The sequence below is a fragment of the Streptomyces thermospinosisporus genome (genome assembly GCF_039526425.1).
Taxonomy (GTDB): domain Bacteria; phylum Actinomycetota; class Actinomycetes; order Streptomycetales; family Streptomycetaceae; genus Streptomyces; species Streptomyces thermocarboxydovorans.
In genome coordinates this window covers 68238-88055 of record NZ_BAAAIZ010000010.1, presented here as the reverse complement: position 1 = coordinate 88055, position 19818 = coordinate 68238, and the positions used below count along the sequence as shown (strand labels likewise).

Sequence of the window (19818 nt, the reverse complement as noted above, 5' to 3'; positions counted from 1 at the left end):
GCGGCACGCCAGGAGCGACCCAGGAGCGGGCGCTGCCCTAGCTGCTGCCCGCCTCGATCGCCGCCTCGACCTCCGCGACCCGCTCCCGTTCCTCCGCCGCGAAGCGCTCCGCGTCCAGCTTCTCGGCGATCTCCTCGTCCTGGCGCATCAGCTGGTCCAGGCTTGCGTCGCCCATCTCCAGCACGCCCATGTCGACATACGCCTGCTGCAGGCGTCTGCCCCACAGGCCGATGTCCCGGACGCAGGGCACGATGCGGCTGAACAGCAGTCTGCGGAACAGGGCGAGGAACTCCGAGCGCTCGCTGTACTCCTCCGCCTCGGCCTTCGGCACGCCGAAGTTCTCCAGCACCTCGACGCCGCGCAGCCGGTCCCGCATCAGGTAGCAGCCCTCGATGACGAACTCCTCGCGCTCGCGCAGTTCGGCGTCGGTGAGCTGCTTGTAGTAGTCGCGCAGGGCCATCCGGCCGAAGGCGACATGGCGGGCCTCGTCCTGCATCACGTAGGCGAGGATCTGCTGCGGCAGCGGCTTGTCGGTGGTGTCCCGGATCATGCCGAAGGCGGCCAGCGCCAGGCCCTCGATCAGCACCTGCATGCCGAGGTAGGGCATGTCCCAGCGGGAGTCCCGCAGGGTGTCGCCGAGCAGGGACTGGAGGTTGTCGTTGATCGGGTAGAGCAGCCCGATCTTCTCGTGCAGGAAGCGGCCGTAGATCTCGGCGTGCCGGGCCTCGTCCATCACCTGGGTCGCCGAGTAGAACTTGGCGTCCAGGTCCGGCACCGACTCCACGATCCGGGCGGCGCAGACCATGGCGCCCTGCTCTCCGTGCAGGAACTGGCTGAACTGCCAGGAGGCGTAGTGCCGGCGCAGCTCGCCCCGGTCCCGGTCGCTGAGCTTGTCCCAGTGTCTGGTGCCGTACAGGCTCATGGACTCGTCGGGGGTGCCGAGCGGGTCGTACGGATCGACCTCCAGGTCCCAGTCGATCCGCTTCTGGCCGTCCCACTGCTTGTCCTTGCCCTTCTGGTAGAGGGCGAGCAGCCGTTCCCGGCCGTCGTCGTACTCCCAGCTGAAGCGGGCCGCGCCGGTGGCGGGCACCTGCCAGTGGGAATCACCCGGTTCGGTGGCGTAGCGGTCGAAGGTGGGCATGTCTCGCAGGCTCACACGGAGTAGACGCGGGGTCAACAAGTACTGCGCGAGGGATTGACGGGCTTGCTGACGGGCAGTCTCATAAGACCGAGTCAGACAGGACGGGTGAGTCACGCCGGGCACCCGCCGATCCGGTACGACGAGGTGGGACAGTCATGACGACCCTCACGGACGCCGACGCGCTCGACGGCATGCGCGACGCACTCGGACTGCTCAAGGACCGGGAGCAGGTGGCCCAGCGGCTGCTGGAGGCGTCCGCCCGGCACTCCTTCGACCCGGACAAGGAGCTGGACTGGGACGCGCCCTTCGAGGAGGGCAAGTGGTTCTGGCCGCCGGAGCTGGTCTCGCTGTACGGCACGCCGCTGTGGAAGCGGATGAGCGAGGAGCAGCGCATCCTGCTCTCCCAGCACGAGGCGGCGGCGCTGGCCTCGCTCGGCATCTGGTTCGAGCTGATCCTGATGCAGCTGCTGGTGCGGCACATCTACGACAAGGCGGCCACCAGCGCGCATGTGCGGTACGCGCTCACCGAGATCGAGGACGAGTGCCGGCACTCGAAGATGTTCGCCCGGGTGATCAGCCGCGGTGACACGCCCTGGTACCCGGTGAGCCGGATCCACCACAACCTGGGCCGCCTGTTCAAGACGATCTCCACCACGCCCGGTTCCTTCACCGCCACGCTGCTCGGCGAGGAGGTGCTGGACTGGATGCAGCGGCTCACCTTCCCCGACGAGCGGGTCCAGCCGCTGATCAGGGGCGTCACCCGCATCCATGTGGTGGAGGAGTCCCGCCACGTCCGCTACGCCCGCGAGGAGCTGCGCCGGCAGATGGTGACCGCCCCCAGGTGGTCCCAGGAGTTCACCCGGCTCACCTCCGGCGAGTTCGCCCGCGTCTTCTCCGTCGCCTTCGTCAACCCCGAGGTCTACACGAACGTGGGCCTGGACAAGCGCGAGGCCATGGCGCAGGTCAAGGCGAGCGCCCACCGCCGCGAGGTGATGCAGACGGGCGCGAAGCGCCTGACGGACTTCCTGGACGACATCGGCGTACTGCGCGGAGTGGGCCGGCGGCTGTGGAAGTCGTCGGGCCTGCTGGCCTAGGGACCTTCCGTCCGCCGGTCAGCTGGTCCGCCGGTCTGCCGGCCTGCCGGGCCCGGGCGCGCACGGGACTCCCGGGCTCAGGCGCGCACGGGACTCCCGGGCCCGGGCGCGCACGGGACTCCCGGGCTCAGGCGCGCACGGGACTCCCGGGCCCGGGCGCGCACGGGACTCCCGGGCTCAGGCGCGTACGGGTAGCCCGGGCGCGGGAGGCCACCGCACGGCCCCCGCCAGGCGCGACCGGACCGGCCTGCGGCGATTACCCTGCAACCCATGACCGCCGCCCCCGCCTACCGGCGACTCAGCGTCGAGGAGCGCCGCAGCCAGCTGCTGACCGCCGCGCTGGACCTCTTCGCGCACCACCCACCGGAGGAGATCTCCCTCGACGACGTGGCCGAGGCGGCCGGAGTGTCCCGCCCCCTGGTCTACCGCTACTTCCCCGGCGGAAAGCAGCAGCTCTACGAGGCCGCGCTGCGCTCCGCCGCCGACGAGCTGCAGCACTGCTTCGACGAGCCGCACGAGGGCCCCCTGCTCCCCCGCCTCTCCCGCGCCCTCGACCGCTATCTCGCCTTCGTCGACGAGCACGACACCGGCTTCAGCGCCCTGCTGCAGGGCGGCAGCGTCGTCGAGACCTCCCGGACGACGGCGATCGTCGACGGGGTGCGCCGGGCCGCCGCCGACAACATCCTCAGCCACCTGGAGGTGCCCGACCCCGGCCCCCGGCTGCGCATGACCATCCGCATGTGGATCACCGCGGTGGAGGCGGCCTCGCTGATCTGGCTGGACGAGGGCAAGCAGCCGCCCGCGGACGAGCTGCGGGACTGGCTGGTGGAGCAGTTCGTGGCCGCGCTGGAAGTCACGGCCCGGCGCGACGCCCAGACGGAGGCCCTGTTCCGGGTGCTGGCCGCGGACCTCTGAGCGCGGGGCGGGACACTGGTGGCGTGAAGAGCGAAGACACCCCCTTCGAGGGCGGGCCCATGGACGGCCGTGTCCTGCCCGTCCTGCTGGGCATCACCGGGCACCCGCCCAAGACGTACCGCATTCCCGTGCCGGCGCCGGACGGCGGACCGCCCACGGTGCTGGTGTATGTGCGGACGCCGCGCGGGGGCGGCGGGCGGACGGGCCTGAGCCGGGGGTGGAAGTACGTCTACGCCCCGGAGGGCGCCCCGTCCCGCCGCCCGAGGTGGCCGTGGTCGCGGCCCTCGGCACCGCGGGAGGCCGCTGATCCAGACGCCACGCCGAAGGGCAAGCCGGACGACGCGGACGGGTGACCCGGTTGCGCCGAACCGCGCACACTCGGCGAGCGGGGTACGACAAGCCGTCTGATGCTCGCGATGCGGAGCGGAGGGGCCGTCCCGCATCGGAGGTGACGTCGTGTCAGGAGTGCTTCTGCGTCTGGTGTGTTCGGCAGCGGTGGCGGCCGGGACCGTGCTCGCGCCGATGCCGGCGGCGGCCGCCCCGGCGCCTCCGGCGTCCGGAGAGCGCAGCGCGGCACGGCTGCTGACGGAGCTTCAGCGGCTGTACCGGGAGGCGGAGAAGGCCACCGAGGCGTACAACGCCACCGAGGAACGGCTGAGGAAGCAGCGCGCCCTGGCCAAGCGGCTTCAGGGCGCCCTGGCCCGCACCCGGCACTCCCTGCACGACAGCCGCAGCACCGCCGGACGGCTGGCCCGGCAGCAGTACCAGAGCCGCAGCGACCTCTCCCCCTATCTGCGGCTGCTGCTCGCCCGGGACGCGCGGGGAGTCCTCGACCAGGGGCAGGTGATCGGGCAGCTGGCCCGGCAGCGGGCGCGGACGGTGGGCCGGCTGACCGGCGATGCGCAGAAGGCCACCGAGCTGGCGCGCAAGGCCCGCAAGGCGCTCGACGCGCAGCGCGCCCTCGCCGAGCGGCGCCGCAAGGAGCGCGACGAGGTGCGCGGGCGGCTGCGCGAGGTGGAGGAGCTGATCGCCTCGCTCAGCCCCGAGGAGGTGGCCGCGCTGGACGAGCTGGAGCGCGCCGAGGCGGACGCGGAGCAGCAGAGGCTGGTCACCTCCGGCGTCCTGCCCGCCATGGGTGCGGTCTCGGCGCCCACCGCGGCCGGTGCACGGGCGGTGAACTACGCCGTGCGGCAGGTGGGCAAGCCGTACGAGTGGGGGGCGCAGGGCCCGGCGGCCTACGACTGCTCCGGGCTGACCTCGGGGGCCTGGGACGCGGCCGGTACACCCGTTCCCCGGACCAGCCAGGAGCAGTGGGCCCGGCTGAAGCGGATCCCGCTGAAGCAGCTGCGCCCCGGCGACCTGGTGGTGTACTTCCCGGACGCCACCCATGTCGCGCTCTACCTCGGCGACGGCAAGGTGATCCAGGCGCCCCGGCCGGGCGCGCGGATCAAGGTCTCCCCCGTCGCCGGCCCCGGCCCCGTCCTGGGCGCCGTACGCCCCGACCCGTCCGGGAAGCCCCTGCGGCACTACGAGCCGCCGGAGCTTCCCGAGGGGGCCACGCTCGGTCCGGACACGGGCCCGTCTTACGCGCCGGCGGCCTCCGCGACCTCCTTGAGGTAGGCCTCGGTCTTCTCCGGCTCGTAGAAGAAGTTCTCGAAGTCCGACGGGTCGTTGAAGGCGGTGGCGAAGCGGTCGGCGACCGGCTGGAGCTGGCCGGCGGCACCGATCAGGTTCAGCACGTGCTCCGGCGGCGGGGCCAGCATGGCGTTGGTCCACTTGGTGACGTGGCGGGCCGTCTCCCAGTAGCGGTCGAAGGTCCGCTGCATCCACTCCTCGTCGAACGGCTTGTCGCCGTGCTCGAGGATCGACGCCAGGTAGGCGGCGGCGCACTTGGACGCCGAGTTGGAGCCCTGGCCGGTGATCGGGTCGTTGGCGACGACCACGTCGGCGACGCCCAGGACCAGGCCGCCGCTGGGGAGCCGGCCGATGGGCTTGCGCACGGTCGGCGCGTAACGGCCGGCCAGGGTGCCGTTCGCGTCGGTCAGTTCGACCTTGGTGGCCCGCGCGTACTCCCAGGGGAGGTACTTCTCCATGAGTTCCAGGGTCAGGGAGAGGTGCTCCGAGGGGTCCTTGACGTCCTTGAAGACGTCCAGCGGGCCGCCGGGTATGCCCTCCCAGAACAGGATGTCGGCGCGGCCCGAGGTGGTGAACGTCGGCATGATGAACATCTCACCGACGCCGGGCACCAGGTTGCAGCGGACCGCCTCGGTGTCCGGGTGCTCCGGGCGCGGGCCCAGGCCGTGCACATAGGCGACGGCGAGGGCGCGCTGCGGCTCGCTGTAGGGGGAGCGCTCCGGGTCGCGGGCGAACATCTGCACCAGCTCGCCCTTGCCCGCCGCAACCAGCACCAGGTCGTAGGTGCGGGAGAAGTAGTCGAGGTCGCCGACCGCCGCGCCGTGGATGACGAGCTGGCCGCCGCGCTGGGCGAAGGTCTCCATCCAGCCGGCCATCTTCACCCGCTGGTCGACCGACTGCGCGTAGCCGTCGGCGAGCCTGCCGAGCCAGTCGATCGCCCGCTGGGTCGGACCGGGCTCCCACGAGCCGGGTGCCGCCACCGAGACGCCGAGACCCTGGATCTTCGGGGCCTGGGACTCCCAGAAGTTCAGCTGCAGGTCACGCTCGTGCTGGAGGGCGGTGTGGAACATGCACTGCGTCGACATCACCCTGCCGGTACGGATCTCGTCCGCGGTCCGGTTGGACATCAGGGTGACCTCGTATCCGTGGGACTGGAGGCCGAGGGCGAGCTGGAGTCCGGACTGCCCGGCTCCGACGACGAGTATCTTCCGCATAAGTTGGGATGCCTCCTACTCGGGGGTTTCGTCGAGCGCGTGGCCCACGAGGGACAGAAGGGTCTCGATGACCGAGATCCGGCGGCGCGCGTCCATGATCATGACAGGTATGTGCGCGGGGATCGTGAGCGCCTCCCGCACGTCCTCCGGTTCGTACAGCTCGCTGCCGTCGAAGTGGTTCACCGCGACGACATACGGCAGTCCGCAGCTCTCGAAGTAGTCGAGCGCCGGGAAGCAGTCCTTCAGACGCCGGGTGTCGGCCATGACGACGGCGCCTATCGCACCGCGCACGATGTCGTCCCACATGAACCAGAAGCGCTGCTGGCCCGGGGTGCCGAAAAGGTACAGCACCAGGTCGTCGTCGAGCGTGATGCGGCCGAAGTCCATGGCCACGGTGGTGGTGCGCTTGTCCGGCGTGCCGGTGAGGTCGTCGGTCTCCTCGCTCGCCTCGGTCATCAGCGCCTCGGTCTGCAGCGGCGTGATCTCCGAGACCGAACTGACCAGCGTGGTCTTGCCGACGCCGAAACCGCCCGCCACCACGATCTTGGTCGCGATGGGTGCGCGGGTGCGGTCCCCCTGCCAGGGCTGCATCGGCTCCTCGGGCGCGGTGACGAGCGGGGAGTCGGAGACGCCTCGCGTGGCGTCGGAGACGTCAGAGACGGCGGAGTCCACTGAGCACCCTTTCCAGCAGAGCGCGGTCCGGACGGCCCGTGCCGTGGCCCGTACCGGTGCCGTACACACGGATCTTTCCCTGGTCCGCGAGGTCGCTGAGCAGCACGCGGACCACGCCGAGCGGCATCTTCAGCAGCGCGGCGATCTCGGCCACCGTACGCATCCGGCGGCACAGTTCGACGATGGCCCGCATCTCCGGCATGATCGCCGCCAGCGAACCGCTCGTCAGTTCCCGCCGCTCGTCGGCGGCGTCCAGGGCGGCCGTGCCGCCGCCGGCCGTCGCCGCGGCGGTGGCGCCCACGAAAGTCTCGACGAGCAGCACGTGCCCGAAGCGGGTGCGGCCGCCGGTGAGCGAGTACGGGCGCACCCGGGCGGGTTTGCGGTCGGCACCCCGCATGGGGAGGTGCTTCCTGGACGTGCTGCTCATCGGGGACTCCCGGTGGACTCGTTCTCCAGGGACTTGCGCAGTTCGCTGCGGAGTTCGGGGGTGAGCACATGGCCGGCCCGGCCGACGAACAGGGCCATGTGGTACGCCACGACGCTCATGTCGCACTCCGCGGAACCGTGCACACCGAGCAGTGAGCCGTCGCTGATCGACATCACGAACAGGCTGCCCTCGTCCATGGCGACCATGGTGTGCTTCACGGGCCCGTAGTCCATCAGCCGGGCGGCGCCCACGGTGAGGCTGCCGATGCCGGAGACGACGGTGGCCAGGTCGGCGGCGGAGCCGCGGGGGCCGGTGCGCTGCCGGGTGCGGGCCTCGCGGGCCTCGGCGACGTGCGCGGAGTCGGAGGAGAGGAGCAGCAGGCCGTCCGAGGAGACCACCGCGACGGAGAGGATGCCGGGCACCTCCTCGACCAGGTTGCTCAGCAGCCAGTGCAGATTGCGGGCCTCACTGCTCAGTCCGAAGGTACTGGGCGCAGTCAACTGCTTGCCTCCTCGACGGTGCCCCCCGTTGCTTCCTCGGATGTGCCAGAAGTGGATGTGGTCTGGTCCGGCCGCAGATGACGTCCGGTGTTCTCCGCGATCTCCGCCTCGACGTCCCGGCGTCCGGCCTCCGCGCCGCGCCGGAAGCCGCCGAGCCGCCGGCGCAGCGCCTCCGCGTCCACACCGCCGGTGCGCGGCCGCGGCACGGAGACGGGCGCGGTGATCTTCGGCGTCCGCTTGGGCAGGCCCTTGGCGGTCACGGCCTCCTCCTCGCCGGAGCCGTCGGGCACCCGGGCGTGCTCGTCCTCGGGGCCGTCGGAGACGGGCCGCTTGGGCAGCCCGGAGCGCGTCGCCTGGTCGGATGCGCCGGTGCCGGGCACCGGGCGCGTCGGGAGTTCCGCGCGCGCCGGCTGCTCGTCCCCGCTGCGCTCGGACAGCGGCTGGGCGGGCTCGTCGGGCCGGGCCTGCTGCTCGGTACGCGGAGTGTCGCCGGGAGCGCTCCAGGCACCGGTGGCGGACGCGGTGCCGTCGCCGGGCGTCCGCTCGCCGGAGGGCTCGGCGGACGCACCGGGGAGGGTCCAGTCGCCGGTGCCGGTGCGGGTGGCGGCGGCAGGGGCGGCCTCCTCGGCGGTCGCTGCACGCTCCTCTTCCTGCGCTTCCGGCTGCTCGGGCGCATCGGCGGGCCGGTCCGTCAGGGGCAGCAGCAGCTCCATGGTGGTCTCGGCGGGCTGCACGGGCGCATCCGCCGAGGGCTCCGCGGCGCGTTCGCCCGCCTCGCTCCGGGCGGCGCTCTGCGCGCGCTCACCGCCGGCGCGTCCGCCGTGCTCGCCGGCCGCGTCGGAACGGGGCTCGGTGTCGATGTCCCCGCGGTCCTCGCCGTCGGCGTTCCGGCCGTGCTCCGCGGAGCGGTCGTCGTCGCCGGGCTTCCCGAGCCGGTCCCGGTCCGCATCCGTGGGCCGGAGTAGTTCGAACTCCCCACCGGGCTGCGGGGACTCGGCGCTCCGGGCGGACCCGGTAGCGGACTTCTCGACGTCCTCCGCAGGCTTCGCCGCTTCGTCGTCCTCCACGGACGACGCCTCCTGGGCCTCCGCGGACCGGCCGTCTCCGGGCTCCGCGCCGGACTCCGCGCCGGGCTTCCCGGTCACTCCGGTGTCCGAGGGCCCCTCGTCCGTCTTCCCGCCCGTCGCCTGCTGCGCCGCCGGCTCCGCGGTCCCCGCCGCCGGCTCCGTGGCGTCCTCGGCCTCCTGCTGCCGCTCCTCCGCCTCCCGGCGGCGCACCGCCTTCTCGGCCAGGGCGACCATGCGGTCGCCCTGCTCGGTGCGGCCGTGCAGGACGTTGGAGTTGGCCTCGGCGCCGGCGCCGGGGAGGTGGACGCCGTGGTGGGCGCCCTTGACGGGGGCGGAGCTGGGGACCGCCGCCTTGTCGTCGGCCAGCAACGCCTTGGGGAGGACCACGACCGCGGCCACGCCGCCCTGCTTCTGCGCCCGCAGCTGGACCCGCACCCCGTGGCGCTGGGCGAGCCGGGCCACCACGTACAGGCCGAGGCCGAGGCCGTCCTCGCCCTCCGCGTCGTAGCCGGCCTCCGGGTCGAAGTCGGAAAGGCGGGCGTTGAGCCGCTCCAGCCGCTCGGCGGTCATGCCGATGCCCTCGTCCTGGACGGAGAGCATGACCTCGCCGTTCTCCAGCAGCCAGCCGGAGACCTCGACGGGCAGGTCCGGCGGGGAGAAGGAGGTGGCGTTCTCGAGGAGTTCGGCGAGCAGGTGGGACAGGTCGTCCGCGGCGAACCCGACGATGTGCGCATGCGGCGGCAGGGCCGCGATCCGGACCCGCTCGTAGCGTTCGATCTCGCTCACGGCGGCCCGTGCCACGTCCACCAGCGGGACCGGGCCCGCCGTCTGCTGGCCGTGCTCGGCGCCGGCGAGGACCAGCAGGTTCTCGCTGTGGCGGCGCATCACCGTGGCGAAGTGGTCGAGCTTGAACAGGGTGGAGAGGCGGTCCGGGTCCTGCTCGCGCTCCTCCAGGCCCTCGATGACGCTCAGCTGACGCTCCACCAGGCCGAGGGTGCGCAGCGCCAGGTTGACGAAGGTGCCGCCGATGGCCGCACGGTGCCGCTCCAGCCTGGCGGTGGCGTCGGCGAGTTCGGCCCGCAGCTCCTCTCGGGCGTCGGCCATCTTCTGCCGCTGGCCCACCAGGTGCTTGCGGTCGGCCTCCAGCGTGGCGATCCGCTCGGCGAGCTGGGCGGCGTGCGCGTGCAGCGCGTTCACGGAGCGGACGACCTGCGCGAACTCGTCGTTGCGGCCGGTGAAGGCGACCGGCTCCTGGCTGGCCGGGTCCTCGGCCTCGGCGAGGCGCGCGGTGCCGCGCCGCAGCACCGACAGCGGGCGGGTCAGGGTGCGGGCCATGGCCGTGGCGATGCCGACGGCCAGCAGCATCAGCGCGCCGAGGATCGCCACGCGGATCTCCAGCGCGGTGACGTCGTCGTCCCTGAGCTGCGCGAGTTCCCTGCTGCGCTGCTCGTACAGCGCGGACTCCACGCCGCGCATCATGTCGATGCGCGCGGTGAGGGCGGCGCGCAGCTTCTTGGGGTCGGTGCCGAGTTCGGACTCGGAGAGCGCCGGCTGGTCGGTGAGCCGGGCCAGGTACTTCTCGGCGGAGTTGACCTCGGGCCCGGTCACGGTGGAGTCGTAGGAGGTGCGCGCGGACTTGGGCGCGGTCTCCCGGAAGTCGGCGAGTGCGGCGTCCGAGCGCAGCCGGGCCTGGACGGCGGCGGCGGTGAGCGCGTCGCGGCGCTTGGTGTCGGCGGAGCCGGCGCCGGTGGACGTGGTGGGCAGTCCGGTGACCGGGTCGATCACGGTCGTGGTGCTGCGCGGCACGCTGAGCGCGGCCAGCAGCAGGCCGCGGGCGGCGGCGGCCTGCTGGACGGCGGAGTCCAGCTCGGCGAGCGCGTGGGCGCCGGAGCCGGCGCGGGGCGGGGTCTTCTCCGCGAGCCGCTCCGCGAGCCGGTGCAGTTCGTTGATCGCGGTCGAGTAGGCCTGGTGGGCCTCGAGCGCGCTGCTCTTGCCGGTCAGCGCGGCCCGCCGGACGGCGGCGATGGCGTCGAGGTCGTCGCGCAGTTCGTCGGTGGTGTCGCTGTCCGCGCGCAGTTCGTCGACCTGCCGGTCGACGCGGGCGCTGTGCTGTTCGGACGGCGCCTTGGACCGGGGGCGGCCGGCGGCGATGAAGGAGGTGACCTCGTCCCGCTCGTCGGCGAGGGAGTGGGCGAGGGTGAGGGCGTTCTGGGTCTGCTCGGAGAGCGTCACCAGCTCCTGGGCGTCGCCGAGTTGCCCGGAGGCGGTGAGCAGCGAGGGGGTGCCCGCACCGGCGATCGCGGCGGCCACCACGGCCACGGCGACGATGAGCCGGTTACGTACATGTGTGGGGCGGCCCCTGCCGACGGTGGGCTTCTGCTCCGTGCCCCCGGTGGGGGTCGTCTGCTTGCCTGTGCCACGAGGCCGCGTCTTCTGCACCGGTGCTCGCATTCCTGACTCGTGTACCCGTGGGCCCGGGTGACGCTCCGTCAACGGGCGCGGACGCCTGCCCCGAGCCGTCGACCGTGTTCGGGCCGCGAGGCGCCCCATCGCTCCCCGACCCTTGCAGTGCCAGTGGGCAGTGGATGCGCATCACCTGACCCGCCACTCGAAGGAGTGAACATCGGACGTGAGTTGGGGGGCAAGTTCCGCTGTCCGATGCAGCGGCCTTGCGCGGAACGCCGGTTGGACGTCCGGGCCGGGCGGTGGCAGGATTCGCCGTCACACCTTCCCGGAGCACAGCATTCCGCCCCAAAGTGGGCGGCTGACCTGCACGAGAGCGAGGATTCGGCGGACGTTGCCAGCCTCTTGCGACCCTTGTGAAGGGGTCGTGCAGACTGGCCGGATGCGTACGGAGCTTGTTTCGGAACCCGGTGACCCGGATCGCCCCAACGAGGACTTCGCGAGCGTCGGACTTCCGGCCTCGGGACAGGGCGGTGCGCTCGTCGTCCTGGACGGGGTGACGCCGCCGAGGACCGGGACGGGCTGTCTGCATTCGGTCCCCTGGTTCACGGCCCGGCTGGGCGGGGCACTGACGGAACTGACCGTTTCGCTCCCGGATGTTCCCCTGACCGAGGTGCTGGCCGAAGCCATTTCCAGGACGGCCGAGAGCCACGCCGGCAGTTGTGACCTTTCTCACCCTCGTACGCCCCAGGCCACGGTCGTGCTGGCCCGCTGGTCACCGGCCTCGGTGGACTATCTCGTCCTGTCCGACTCGGTGCTGCTGGCCGAGTCGCCGGCGGGCGCGGTCACCCCGCTGCTCGACGAGCGGCTGTCCCTGCTGCCCCGCTCGGCGCTGGCCACGGACGCCCTGGTGGACGCCACGGTGCGTAACAAGGAGGGCGGCTTCTTCACGGCCGCGGCGGACCCGTCGGTGGCGGCGCGCGCGGTCACCGGTTCGCTGCCGCGCGGGCAGGTACGTGCCCTGCTCGCCCTGACGGACGGCGCCGCCCGCTGGGTGGAGCGCTTTGCGCAGGGCGACTGGTCCGACTGCCTGGCCCTGGTCCGCAAGGAGGGCCCACAGGCCCTGGTGGACCGGGTGCGCGACCTGGAACGGAACGGGGCCGAGGGCACCGTCCCCGGCCGCGGCAAGCGCCACGACGACGCGACGGCGGTGTTCGTGGAGCTGTGAGGCGGCCGGGCTTCGGCTACTTCTCCATGCTCCGGTTCAGCTCCCCCAGCAGCCGCGCCAGCTCGGCCACCTCCTGCGGGTCCCAGTCCGCCAGCCGTCCGGCGTAGCGCGCGCGGCGCGCCTCGCGGACCCTGCGGACCCGGTCCTGACCCTCCTGGGTGAGCGCGACCAGCCAGGCGCGGCCGTCGGCCGGATCGGGCTCGCGGGCGACGAGCCCCAGCTCCTCCAGTGCGCGCAGCTGACGCGACATGGTGGCCTTGCCGACGCCGATGTAGGCGGCGAGCTCGGTGGCCCGCTGCCGGCCGCATTCATCCAACCGGACGAGCAGCCCGTACGCGGAGGACTCCAGATCCGGGTGGACCTCCCTGGCCATCTCCCCCTGGTTGGCCCGGGCGCGCCGCAACAGGACGGTCAACTCCCGTTCCAGCGCGAGGAACCCGGGCTGGTCCGCGCCGCTTCCGGGCGCCGGGGACGCGGCGCGCCCCGCGCTGCCGTTTCCGTCTTCCTGCACGTCAGCCCCTGCCTAGGTTTCCCGCTCGTGAAAGTTTTCGCCAAGTGGCGACATCGATGCTGCCCGGTAAGTATTTCGCAGGCGTAGACCAACGGCAGCGCCCGGACCCCCTTCCCGCTGCACGGTCTGCGTGCGCAGCTTTCCCTTCACCAGGCGCGGACGCGGCATGCCCGCCGCACGGGCGGCGGCTGACACGTGTCAGCGCCTGGCTCCCCCCACCGACGGAGGTGCTTCATGCCCGAACGCATATCCGGACTGCCCGGGTTACGGGCGTTCACGGCCGTGGTCGCGGCCCTGCTCGCCGTCCTCTCCCTGCCCCACCTGGCCGCCGCGGCCGAGTCCCCGCCCGCCGTCCCGCCCCGCGGCTCCGCCTACATGGGCATGGGCGTGGTGCCCCACGACGGCCGGGGCGGCCTGCCCGTCGAGCGCGCGGCGCAGGCCGAGGGCGTGGACGTCTCCAGCCACCAGGGCAATGTGGCCTGGCCGACCCTGTGGAGCAGCGGCGTCCGCTGGGCCTACGCCAAGGCCACGGAGGGGACGTACTACCGGAATCCCTACTACTCGCAGCAGTACGGCGGTTCGTACGACGCCGGGATGATCCGCGGCGCGTACCACTTCGCCACGCCCGACACCTCCAGCGGCGCCACCCAGGCGAACTACTTCGTCGACCACGGCGGCGGCTGGTCCGCCGACAGCCGTACCCTGCCGGGCGCGCTGGACATGGAGTGGAACCCGTACGGGGACGACTGCTACGGCAAGTCGACCAGCTCGATGGTGAGCTGGATCCGTGACTTCATGAACCAGTACCGGGCCCGCACCGGCCGCAACCCGGTGCTCTACACCTCGACCAGCTGGTGGAAGCAGTGCACCGGCAACTACTCCGGCTTCGCCTCCACCACTCCGCTGTGGATCGCCCGGTACGCCTCCACCGCGGGCGAGCTGCCGGCGGGCTGGAGCCACTACACGATGTGGCAGTACACCTCGACCGGTCCCACGGTCGGCGACCACGACCGCTTCAACGGCAGCCTCGACCAGCTGCGGAGGCTGGCCCTGGGCACCTGAGCGGCGGCGGCACGGCACACCCGCCCCCGTCGTCCGGCCGGCGGATGCACGGCACAGCAAGGTGAAGGCCCGGGCCTCCCTCACGGGACCCGGGCCTCCCCTCATCCGGTCACCTCCGTCACGCGGCGACCGGAACCTCGGGCGCCGTGCCGTTGGTGGCCGGCGACAGCGCCAGTTCGAGGACCTGGCGGACGTCGGTGACGGTGCGGACGTCGAGCTTGTCCAGCACCTCCTCGGGCACGTCGTCCAGGTCGGGCTCGTTGCGCTTGGGGATGATCACGGTCTTGATGCCCGCCCGGTGGGCGGCGAGCAGCTTCTGCTTCACCCCGCCGATGGGCAGCACTCGCCCGGTCAGCGAGACCTCGCCGGTCATCGCCACGTCGGTGCGGACCAGCCGGCCCGACAGCAGCGAGGCGAGGGCCGTTGTCATGGTGATGCCGGCGCTGGGGCCGTCCTTGGGGACCGCGCCCGCCGGGAAGTGGATGTGCACGCCCCGGTCCTTCAGGTCGCCGACCGGCAGCTCCAGCTCGGCGCCGTGGCTGCGCAGGAAGCTCAGCGCGATCTGCGCGGACTCCTTCATCACGTCGCCCAGCTGCCCGGTCAGCGTCACCCCGGCCGCGCCCGTCTCCGGGTCGGCCAGCGACGCCTCCACGTAGAGCACGTCGCCGCCGGCGCCGGTCACCGCGAGCCCGGTGGCGACACCGGGGACAGAGGTGCGGCGCTCGGCCGGGTCCTGGGCGGACTCGGGCACGTGGTGCGGGCGGCCGATCAGCGGACGCAGGTCGGCCTCGGTGATGGTGAACGGCAGCTCCCGCTCGCCCAGCTCGACCTGGGCGGCCACCTTGCGCAGCAGCCGTGCGATGGAGCGCTCCAGGTTGCGCACGCCGGCCTCGCGCGTGTACTCACCGGCGAGCCTGCGCAGCGCGCCGTCCTCGATGGTGACCTCGTCCTGGGCGAGTCCCGCGCGCTCCAGCTGCCGCGGGAGCAGGTGCTCGCGGGCGATGACGATCTTCTCGTCCTCGGTGTAGCCGTCCAGGCGGACGATCTCCATGCGGTCGGCCAGCGCCTCCGGGATGGCCTCCAGGACGTTGGCGGTGGCCAGGAAGACCACGTCGGACAGGTCGAGCTCGACCTCCAGGTAGTGGTCGCGGAAGGTGTGGTTCTGCGCCGGGTCGAGCACCTCGAGCAGGGCGGCGGCCGGGTCGCCCCGGAAGTCCGAGCCCACCTTGTCGATCTCGTCGAGCAGCACCACCGGGTTCATCGACCCGGCCTCCTTGATGGCCCGCACGATCCGGCCGGGCATCGCGCCCACGTAGGTGCGCCGGTGTCCGCGGATCTCGGCCTCGTCGCGGACGCCGCCGAGGGCGACGCGCACGAACTTGCGGCCCATCGCGTGGGCGACGGACTCGCCGAGCGAGGTCTTGCCGACGCCGGGCGGCCCGACCAGGGCGAGCACGGCCCCGCCGCGCCGCCCGCCGACCACACCGAGGCCCCGCTCGCCACGCCGCTTGCGCACCGCCAGGTACTCGATGATCCGTTCCTTGACGTCCTCCAGGCCGGAGTGCTCGGCGTCCAGCACCTCCTGGGCGGCCCGGATGTCGTAGGAGTCCTCGGTGCGCTCGTTCCACGGCATCTCGAGGACGGTGTCGAGCCAGGTGCGGATCCAGGAGCCCTCGGGGGACTGGTCGGAGGCGCGCTCCAGCTTGTCGACCTCCTTGAGCGCGGCCTCGCGCACCTTCTCCGGCAGGTCGGCGGCCTCGACGCGGGCACGGTAGTCGTCGGACTCGTCGCCCTCCGCCTCGCCGTTGAGCTCGCGCAGCTCCTTGCGCACGGCTTCCAGCTGGCGGCGCAGCAGGAACTCGCGCTGCTGCTTGTCGACGCCCTCCTGGACGTCCTTGGCGATGGACTCGGCCACGTCCTGCTCGGCGAGGTGGTCGCGCAGCTGCTGAGTGGCCAGCTTCAGCCGGGCCACCGGGTCGGTGGTCTCCAGCAGCGCCACCTTCTGCTCGGTGGTCAGGAACGGCGAGTAGCCGGAGTTGTCGGCGAGCGTGGAGACGTCGTCGATCGCCTGGACCCGGTCGACCACCTGCCAGGCGCCGCGCTTGCGCAGCCAGGAGGTGGCGAGGGCCTTGTACTCCTTGACCAGCTCGGTGACCTGGCCGGGCAGCGGGTCGGGCACGTGCTCCTCGATCGGGGTGCCCTCCACCCACAGCGCCGCCCCGGGCCCGGTGGTGCCCGCGCCGATCCTGATACGGGTCCGGGCGCGGATGAGGGCGCCGGGGTCGCCGTCGGCGAGCCTGCCGACCTGCTCGACGGTGCCCAGGACGCCGGTGCCGGCGTAGGTGCCGTCGATGCGGGGGACCAGGAGCACCTTCGGTTTGCCCGGCTCGTTCCGGGCTGCGGCCTGCGCAGCCTCCACAGCCGCGCGCACCTCGGAGTCGCTCAGGTCCAGCGGGACCACCATCCCGGGCAGCACGACCTCGTCGTCGAGCGGCAGCACGGGCAGGGCGAGCGGTGTGGACTCAGCAGCCATGATCGTCCCTTCGGCAGTCAAGTTGAGCTACACCGGCTCAATGCTCGTGAGCCCCAGAATGTTCCCCAAGGTTTGTTCGCTCACAGCGATCATCCGGGCGAGGAGGTGATCCCCCGTACGGGCGATCACCCGTACGGGGGAAACGGTCGCCCCGGGCGGCATGCGGGGCCTGCCAAGATGAACGGATGTCCACCCCGTACGACATTCCCGATGCGCCCGAAGTCCTGGACCGCCGCGAGGGGCCGTACGGCGAGGTCGTGCTGCGCAGGCACGGCGGCCTGCTGCAGATCATCGCCAACGGCTGCTTCCTGATGGACACCTCCGACGGCCGCTCGGAGCGGCGGCTGGTCGACGCGGCCCTGGCCGAGCTGGACGCCGCCGACCGGCGCGCCGGGGAGGAGCCGCGCCCGGCTCCGCACGTCCTGATCGGCGGGCTGGGCGTCGGCTTCTCGCTCGCACACGCCGCCGCGGACCGCCGCTGGGGACGGATCACCGTGGTGGAGCGGGAACCGGCGGTCATCGACTGGCACCGCACCGGCCCGCTCGGCACGCTCTCCGCCGAGGCGCTCGCCGACCCGCGCACCGAGATCGTCGAGGCGGACCTGATCACCTACGTCCATGAGACATACGCCACGTTCGACGCCCTGTGTCTCGACATCGACAACGGCCCCGACTGGACGGTCACCGAGGACAACGAGGGGCTCTACTCGCCGGCCGGACTGGCGGCCTGCGCACGGGCGTTGAGGCCGCGGGGCGTGCTCGCCGTGTGGTCGGCGCAGCCCTCCGCGGATTTCGAAGAAACCTTGTGGAATGCCGGGTTCCGTCAGGTGCGTACCGAAGAGATCCCCGTTGCCCGGGGCGTTCCGGACGTCGTGCACCTCGGCGTACGCCCTGGATAGCTAAGGCGCCGCGACTCCCCGTACGCTGCTGCACTGACGCAGATCATTCAAGCGTCAAGCGCAGTCCTGCGCTGATCACGGATCACCCCACGGATTCCGGAAAGCACACCTCAGGGGCGGGCGATGGAGCAGACACACACCTCCCACAACGGCACGGCGGCGACCACACCCGGCGCGCAGCGGCGGATCCTGGTGGTCGAGGACGACGCGACGATCGTGGACGCCATCGCGACCCGCCTGCGCGCCGAGGGATTCCTGGTGCAGACGGCGGGCGACGGCCCGTCCGCGGTGGACACCGCGGAGGCATGGCAGCCCGACCTGCTGATCCTCGACGTCATGCTGCCGGGCTTCGACGGCCTGGAAGTCTGCCGGCGGGTGCAGGCGCAGCGGCCGGTGCCGGTGCTGATGCTCACCGCGCGCGACGACGAGACCGACATGCTGGTGGGCCTCGGCGTCGGCGCCGACGACTACATGACGAAGCCGTTCTCCATGCGCGAGCTGGCGGCGCGCGTGCACGTACTGCTGCGCCGCATGGAGCGGGCCGCGCTGGCGGCCACCACGCCGCGCAGCGGCATCCTGCGCCTCGGCGAGCTGGAGATCGACCACGCACAGCGCCGGGTGCGCGTGCGCAGCGAGGACGTCCACCTGACGCCCACCGAGTTCGACCTCCTGGTCTGCCTGGCCAACACCCCGCGCGCGGTGCTCTCCCGCGAGCAGCTGCTGGCCGAGGTGTGGGACTGGGCGGACGCCTCCGGCACCCGGACCGTCGACAGCCACATCAAGGCGCTGCGCCGGAAGATCGGCGCCGAGCGCATCCGCACCGTGCACGGCGTGGGCTACGCCCTGGAGACGCCGACGCCATGAGCGACGGGCCGGCCGCGCGCAGAGGTGGCGGGGCGCCCAGATCCCGGGCCGGGGTCAGCCCGTTCTCGATCAAGACCAAGCTGGCCGCCCTGGTGGTCGTCTCGGTGCTGATCACCACCGGTCTGTCCATGATCGCGGTGCACACCAAGACCGAGCTGCGGTTCATCATGGTCTTCTCCATGATCGCCACGCTGCTGATCACCCAGTTCGTGGCGCACTCGCTCACCGCGCCGCTGGACGACATGAACGCGGTGGCCCGCTCGATCTCGCAGGGCGACTACACCCGCCGCGTCCAGGTGAACCGCAAGGACGAGCTGGGCGACCTGGCGCAGACGATCAACGTCATGGCCGACGAGCTGGAGGCCCAGGACCGGCGCCGCAAGGAACTCGTGGCCAATGTCTCGCACGAGCTGCGCACCCCGATCGCGGGCCTGCGCGCGGTGCTGGAGAACATCGTCGACGGGGTCACCGAGGCCGACCCGGAGACCATGCGCACGGCGCTGAAGCAGTCCGAGCGCCTCGGCCGCCTGGTGGAGACCCTGCTGGACCTGTCCCGCCTGGACAACGGCGTGGTCCCGCTCAAGCAGCGGCGCTTCGAGGTGTGGCCGTACCTGTCGGGCGTGCTCAAGGAGGCCAACCTGGTCGCCTCCGCCCGCGCCGGCATCGCCAGCGGCTCGGGCAGCCACACCCGCACCGACGTCCATCTGCACCTCGACGTCTCGCCCCCGGAGCTCACCGCGCACGCCGACCCCGAGCGCATCCACCAGGTGGTCGCCAACCTCATCGACAACGCCGTCAAGCACAGCCCGCCGCACGGCCGGGTGACGGTGAAGGCGCGGCGCGGCCCGCAGCCGGAGTCGCTGGAGCTGGAGGTCCTCGACGAGGGGCCGGGCATCCCGCGCGCCGAGTGGCACCGCGTCTTCGAGCGCTTCAACCGCGGCAGCGTCAACCGGCCGCACGGCCCGGGCAGCGACGGCGGCACCGGTCTGGGCCTGGCGATCGCCCGCTGGGCCGTCGATCTGCACGGCGGCAAGATCGGCGTGGCCGAATCGGAGCGCGGTTGCCGAATCCTTGTCACTCTTCCGGGCAGCCCGCCTCAGCAAAGTTGACGTAAAGTTCGAACCGGAGCCTCAAGATCCACAGGCGTTCGCGCTGGCGGACACGTGTGATCAGCCACGGACCCGCGCGCGCCGCGCGACGGGCCTCGGCCGACGCATCCCTGATACGGCCGGAAGAAGCAAAACCTCGCTTGTTTCCCGCCATTTCCCGCGCCGAAACACGCTGATCAATGTGACTTGCACGACGTTGAACGGGCCCGGCCTGACCTTCTCGCGCCTGGGGGCGTAGCCTTTATTTCCGCTGTCCATCACCTTGTGAAGCGGAAGAGGGCGGTTGCCGCCGTGTCGCCACAGTCCCCCAGTAACTCGAGCATCTCGACCGACACCGACCAAGCGGGCAAGAACCCCGCGGCCGCGTTCGGTGCGAACGAGTGGCTCGTCGACGAGATCTATCAGCAGTACCTCCAGGACCCGAACTCGGTGGACCGAGCCTGGTGGGACTTCTTCGCCGACTACAAGCCAGGGGCGCCCTCCGCCTCGGCTCCGGCGGGTACCGCGGCCACGGGGGCCGCGGGCACCTCCCCCACCGCTCAGC

At 72.2% G+C, this 19818-nt stretch carries 18 protein-coding genes; 10 read left to right on the top strand and 8 right to left on the bottom strand.

Translation table 11 applies throughout. The features are described from left to right. Positions 1-37 precede the first annotated feature (37 nt). Positions 38-1141 carry a ferritin-like domain-containing protein gene (locus ABD207_RS05335; RefSeq protein WP_344010420.1) on the bottom strand — a complete coding sequence of 368 codons (1104 nt, stop codon included), beginning with the start codon at positions 1139-1141 and terminating at the stop codon, positions 38-40. Between the two features lie 155 nt (positions 1142-1296). Between ABD207_RS05335 and ABD207_RS05330 the strand changes: the two genes are divergently transcribed. The 4 genes from ABD207_RS05330 to ABD207_RS05315 all read left to right on the top strand — a co-directional run bounded on the left by ABD207_RS05330 (position 1297) and on the right by ABD207_RS05315 (position 4770). Next, positions 1297-2235 carry an AurF N-oxygenase family protein gene (locus ABD207_RS05330; RefSeq protein WP_344010418.1) on the top strand — a complete coding sequence of 313 codons (939 nt, stop codon included), beginning with the start codon at positions 1297-1299 and terminating at the stop codon, positions 2233-2235. 270 nt (positions 2236-2505) lie between these two features. Beyond that, complete coding sequence (locus ABD207_RS05325) at positions 2506-3150, top strand: TetR/AcrR family transcriptional regulator (RefSeq protein WP_344010417.1); 645 nt, start codon at positions 2506-2508, stop codon at positions 3148-3150. 23 nt (positions 3151-3173) lie between these two features. Further along, positions 3174-3503, top strand: coding sequence for a hypothetical protein (locus tag ABD207_RS05320; protein ID WP_344010416.1), 330 nt, complete (start codon positions 3174-3176; stop codon positions 3501-3503). Positions 3504-3606: 103 nt separating this feature from the next. Then, positions 3607-4770, top strand: a complete 1164-nt coding sequence (locus ABD207_RS05315) for a C40 family peptidase (protein ID WP_344010414.1) — start codon at positions 3607-3609, stop codon at positions 4768-4770. Here ABD207_RS05315 and ABD207_RS05310 read toward each other — a convergent pair. From ABD207_RS05310 to ABD207_RS05290, 5 genes are read right to left on the bottom strand one after another with little or no spacing between them, the layout of a single operon-like run. Then, positions 4734-5999, bottom strand: coding sequence for a styrene monooxygenase/indole monooxygenase family protein (locus ABD207_RS05310; protein WP_344010412.1), 1266 nt, complete (start codon positions 5997-5999; stop codon positions 4734-4736). The two genes, ABD207_RS05315 and ABD207_RS05310, sit on opposite strands and share 37 nt — an antisense overlap. A 15-nt stretch (positions 6000-6014) precedes the next feature. Continuing rightward, a complete protein-coding gene (locus ABD207_RS05305; protein WP_344000023.1) occupies positions 6015-6671 on the bottom strand; it encodes a GTP-binding protein in 657 nt (218 codons plus the stop codon). Beyond that, positions 6652-7098: a DUF742 domain-containing protein gene (locus tag ABD207_RS05300; protein WP_344000021.1), complete on the bottom strand. Its 447-nt coding sequence runs from the start codon at positions 7096-7098 to the stop codon at positions 6652-6654. The genes ABD207_RS05305 and ABD207_RS05300 overlap by 20 nt, the downstream gene beginning before the upstream one ends. Next, a complete protein-coding gene (locus ABD207_RS05295; RefSeq protein WP_344010410.1) occupies positions 7095-7598 on the bottom strand; it encodes a roadblock/LC7 domain-containing protein in 504 nt (167 codons plus the stop codon). Before ABD207_RS05295 ends, ABD207_RS05300 begins: the two co-directional genes overlap by 4 nt. Then, the gene (locus tag ABD207_RS05290) at positions 7595-11104 is read right to left on the bottom strand and encodes a sensor histidine kinase (protein ID WP_425580626.1); all 3510 of its coding nucleotides are present in this window, start codon (positions 11102-11104) and stop codon (positions 7595-7597) included. Before ABD207_RS05290 ends, ABD207_RS05295 begins: the two co-directional genes overlap by 4 nt. Positions 11105-11510: 406 nt before the next feature. Here ABD207_RS05290 and ABD207_RS05285 point away from each other — a divergent pair, with 406 nt between their 5' ends. Next, positions 11511-12296 carry a hypothetical protein gene (locus ABD207_RS05285; RefSeq protein ID WP_344010407.1) on the top strand — a complete coding sequence of 262 codons (786 nt, stop codon included), beginning with the start codon at positions 11511-11513 and terminating at the stop codon, positions 12294-12296. Positions 12297-12312: 16 nt separating this feature from the next. On the opposite strand, the gene ABD207_RS05280 is transcribed toward ABD207_RS05285, so the two are convergent. Next, entirely contained in the window at positions 12313-12807 is a 495-nt protein-coding gene (locus ABD207_RS05280; protein ID WP_344010405.1) for a MarR family winged helix-turn-helix transcriptional regulator, read from the bottom strand. Between the two features lie 234 nt (positions 12808-13041). Here ABD207_RS05280 and ABD207_RS05275 point away from each other — a divergent pair, with 234 nt between their 5' ends. Continuing rightward, positions 13042-13869, top strand: a complete 828-nt coding sequence (locus ABD207_RS05275) for a lysozyme (protein ID WP_344010403.1) — start codon at positions 13042-13044, stop codon at positions 13867-13869. A gap of 118 nt (positions 13870-13987) precedes the next feature. Here the strand turns inward: ABD207_RS05275 and lon are convergent, their stop codons facing one another. Beyond that, on the bottom strand, positions 13988-16402 hold the full coding sequence (gene lon / locus ABD207_RS05270; protein WP_344010401.1) for an endopeptidase La: 2415 nt from the start codon (positions 16400-16402) through the stop codon (positions 13988-13990). A gap of 185 nt (positions 16403-16587) precedes the next feature. Here lon and ABD207_RS05265 point away from each other — a divergent pair, with 185 nt between their 5' ends. The 4 genes from ABD207_RS05265 to ABD207_RS05250 form a co-directional block, all read left to right on the top strand. Continuing rightward, positions 16588-17301: a spermine/spermidine synthase domain-containing protein gene (locus tag ABD207_RS05265; protein ID WP_344010400.1), complete on the top strand. Its 714-nt coding sequence runs from the start codon at positions 16588-16590 to the stop codon at positions 17299-17301. Positions 17302-17424: 123 nt separating this feature from the next. Beyond that, positions 17425-18165: a response regulator transcription factor gene (locus ABD207_RS05260; protein WP_167998418.1), complete on the top strand. Its 741-nt coding sequence runs from the start codon at positions 17425-17427 to the stop codon at positions 18163-18165. After that, positions 18162-19274: a HAMP domain-containing sensor histidine kinase gene (locus tag ABD207_RS05255; protein ID WP_344010399.1), complete on the top strand. Its 1113-nt coding sequence runs from the start codon at positions 18162-18164 to the stop codon at positions 19272-19274. Before ABD207_RS05260 ends, ABD207_RS05255 begins: the two co-directional genes overlap by 4 nt. 291 nt (positions 19275-19565) lie before the next feature. Beyond that, positions 19566-19818 (top strand): 2-oxoglutarate dehydrogenase E1 subunit family protein (locus tag ABD207_RS05250; RefSeq protein ID WP_344010397.1); only part of this gene is annotated, 253 nt, incomplete at its 3' end.

Bases quoted from the DNA above. Each gene is read 5' to 3' on its own strand.
- ABD207_RS05335 (WP_344010420.1), bottom strand. From the start codon at position 1,141: ATGCCCACCTTCGACCGCTACGCCACCGAACCGGGTGATTCCCACTGG.
- ABD207_RS05330 (WP_344010418.1), top strand. From the start codon at position 1,297: ATGACGACCCTCACGGACGCCGACGCGCTCGACGGCATGCGCGACGCA.
- ABD207_RS05325 (WP_344010417.1), top strand. From the start codon at position 2,506: ATGACCGCCGCCCCCGCCTACCGGCGACTCAGCGTCGAGGAGCGCCGC.
- ABD207_RS05310 (WP_344010412.1), bottom strand. From the start codon at position 5,999: ATGCGGAAGATACTCGTCGTCGGAGCCGGGCAGTCCGGACTCCAGCTC.
- ABD207_RS05300 (WP_344000021.1), bottom strand. From the start codon at position 7,098: ATGAGCAGCACGTCCAGGAAGCACCTCCCCATGCGGGGTGCCGACCGC.
- ABD207_RS05285 (WP_344010407.1), top strand. From the start codon at position 11,511: ATGCGTACGGAGCTTGTTTCGGAACCCGGTGACCCGGATCGCCCCAAC.
- ABD207_RS05275 (WP_344010403.1), top strand. From the start codon at position 13,042: ATGCCCGAACGCATATCCGGACTGCCCGGGTTACGGGCGTTCACGGCC.
- lon (WP_344010401.1), bottom strand. From the start codon at position 16,402: ATGGCTGCTGAGTCCACACCGCTCGCCCTGCCCGTGCTGCCGCTCGAC.
- ABD207_RS05265 (WP_344010400.1), top strand. From the start codon at position 16,588: ATGTCCACCCCGTACGACATTCCCGATGCGCCCGAAGTCCTGGACCGC.
- ABD207_RS05260 (WP_167998418.1), top strand. From the start codon at position 17,425: ATGGAGCAGACACACACCTCCCACAACGGCACGGCGGCGACCACACCC.
- ABD207_RS05255 (WP_344010399.1), top strand. From the start codon at position 18,162: ATGAGCGACGGGCCGGCCGCGCGCAGAGGTGGCGGGGCGCCCAGATCC.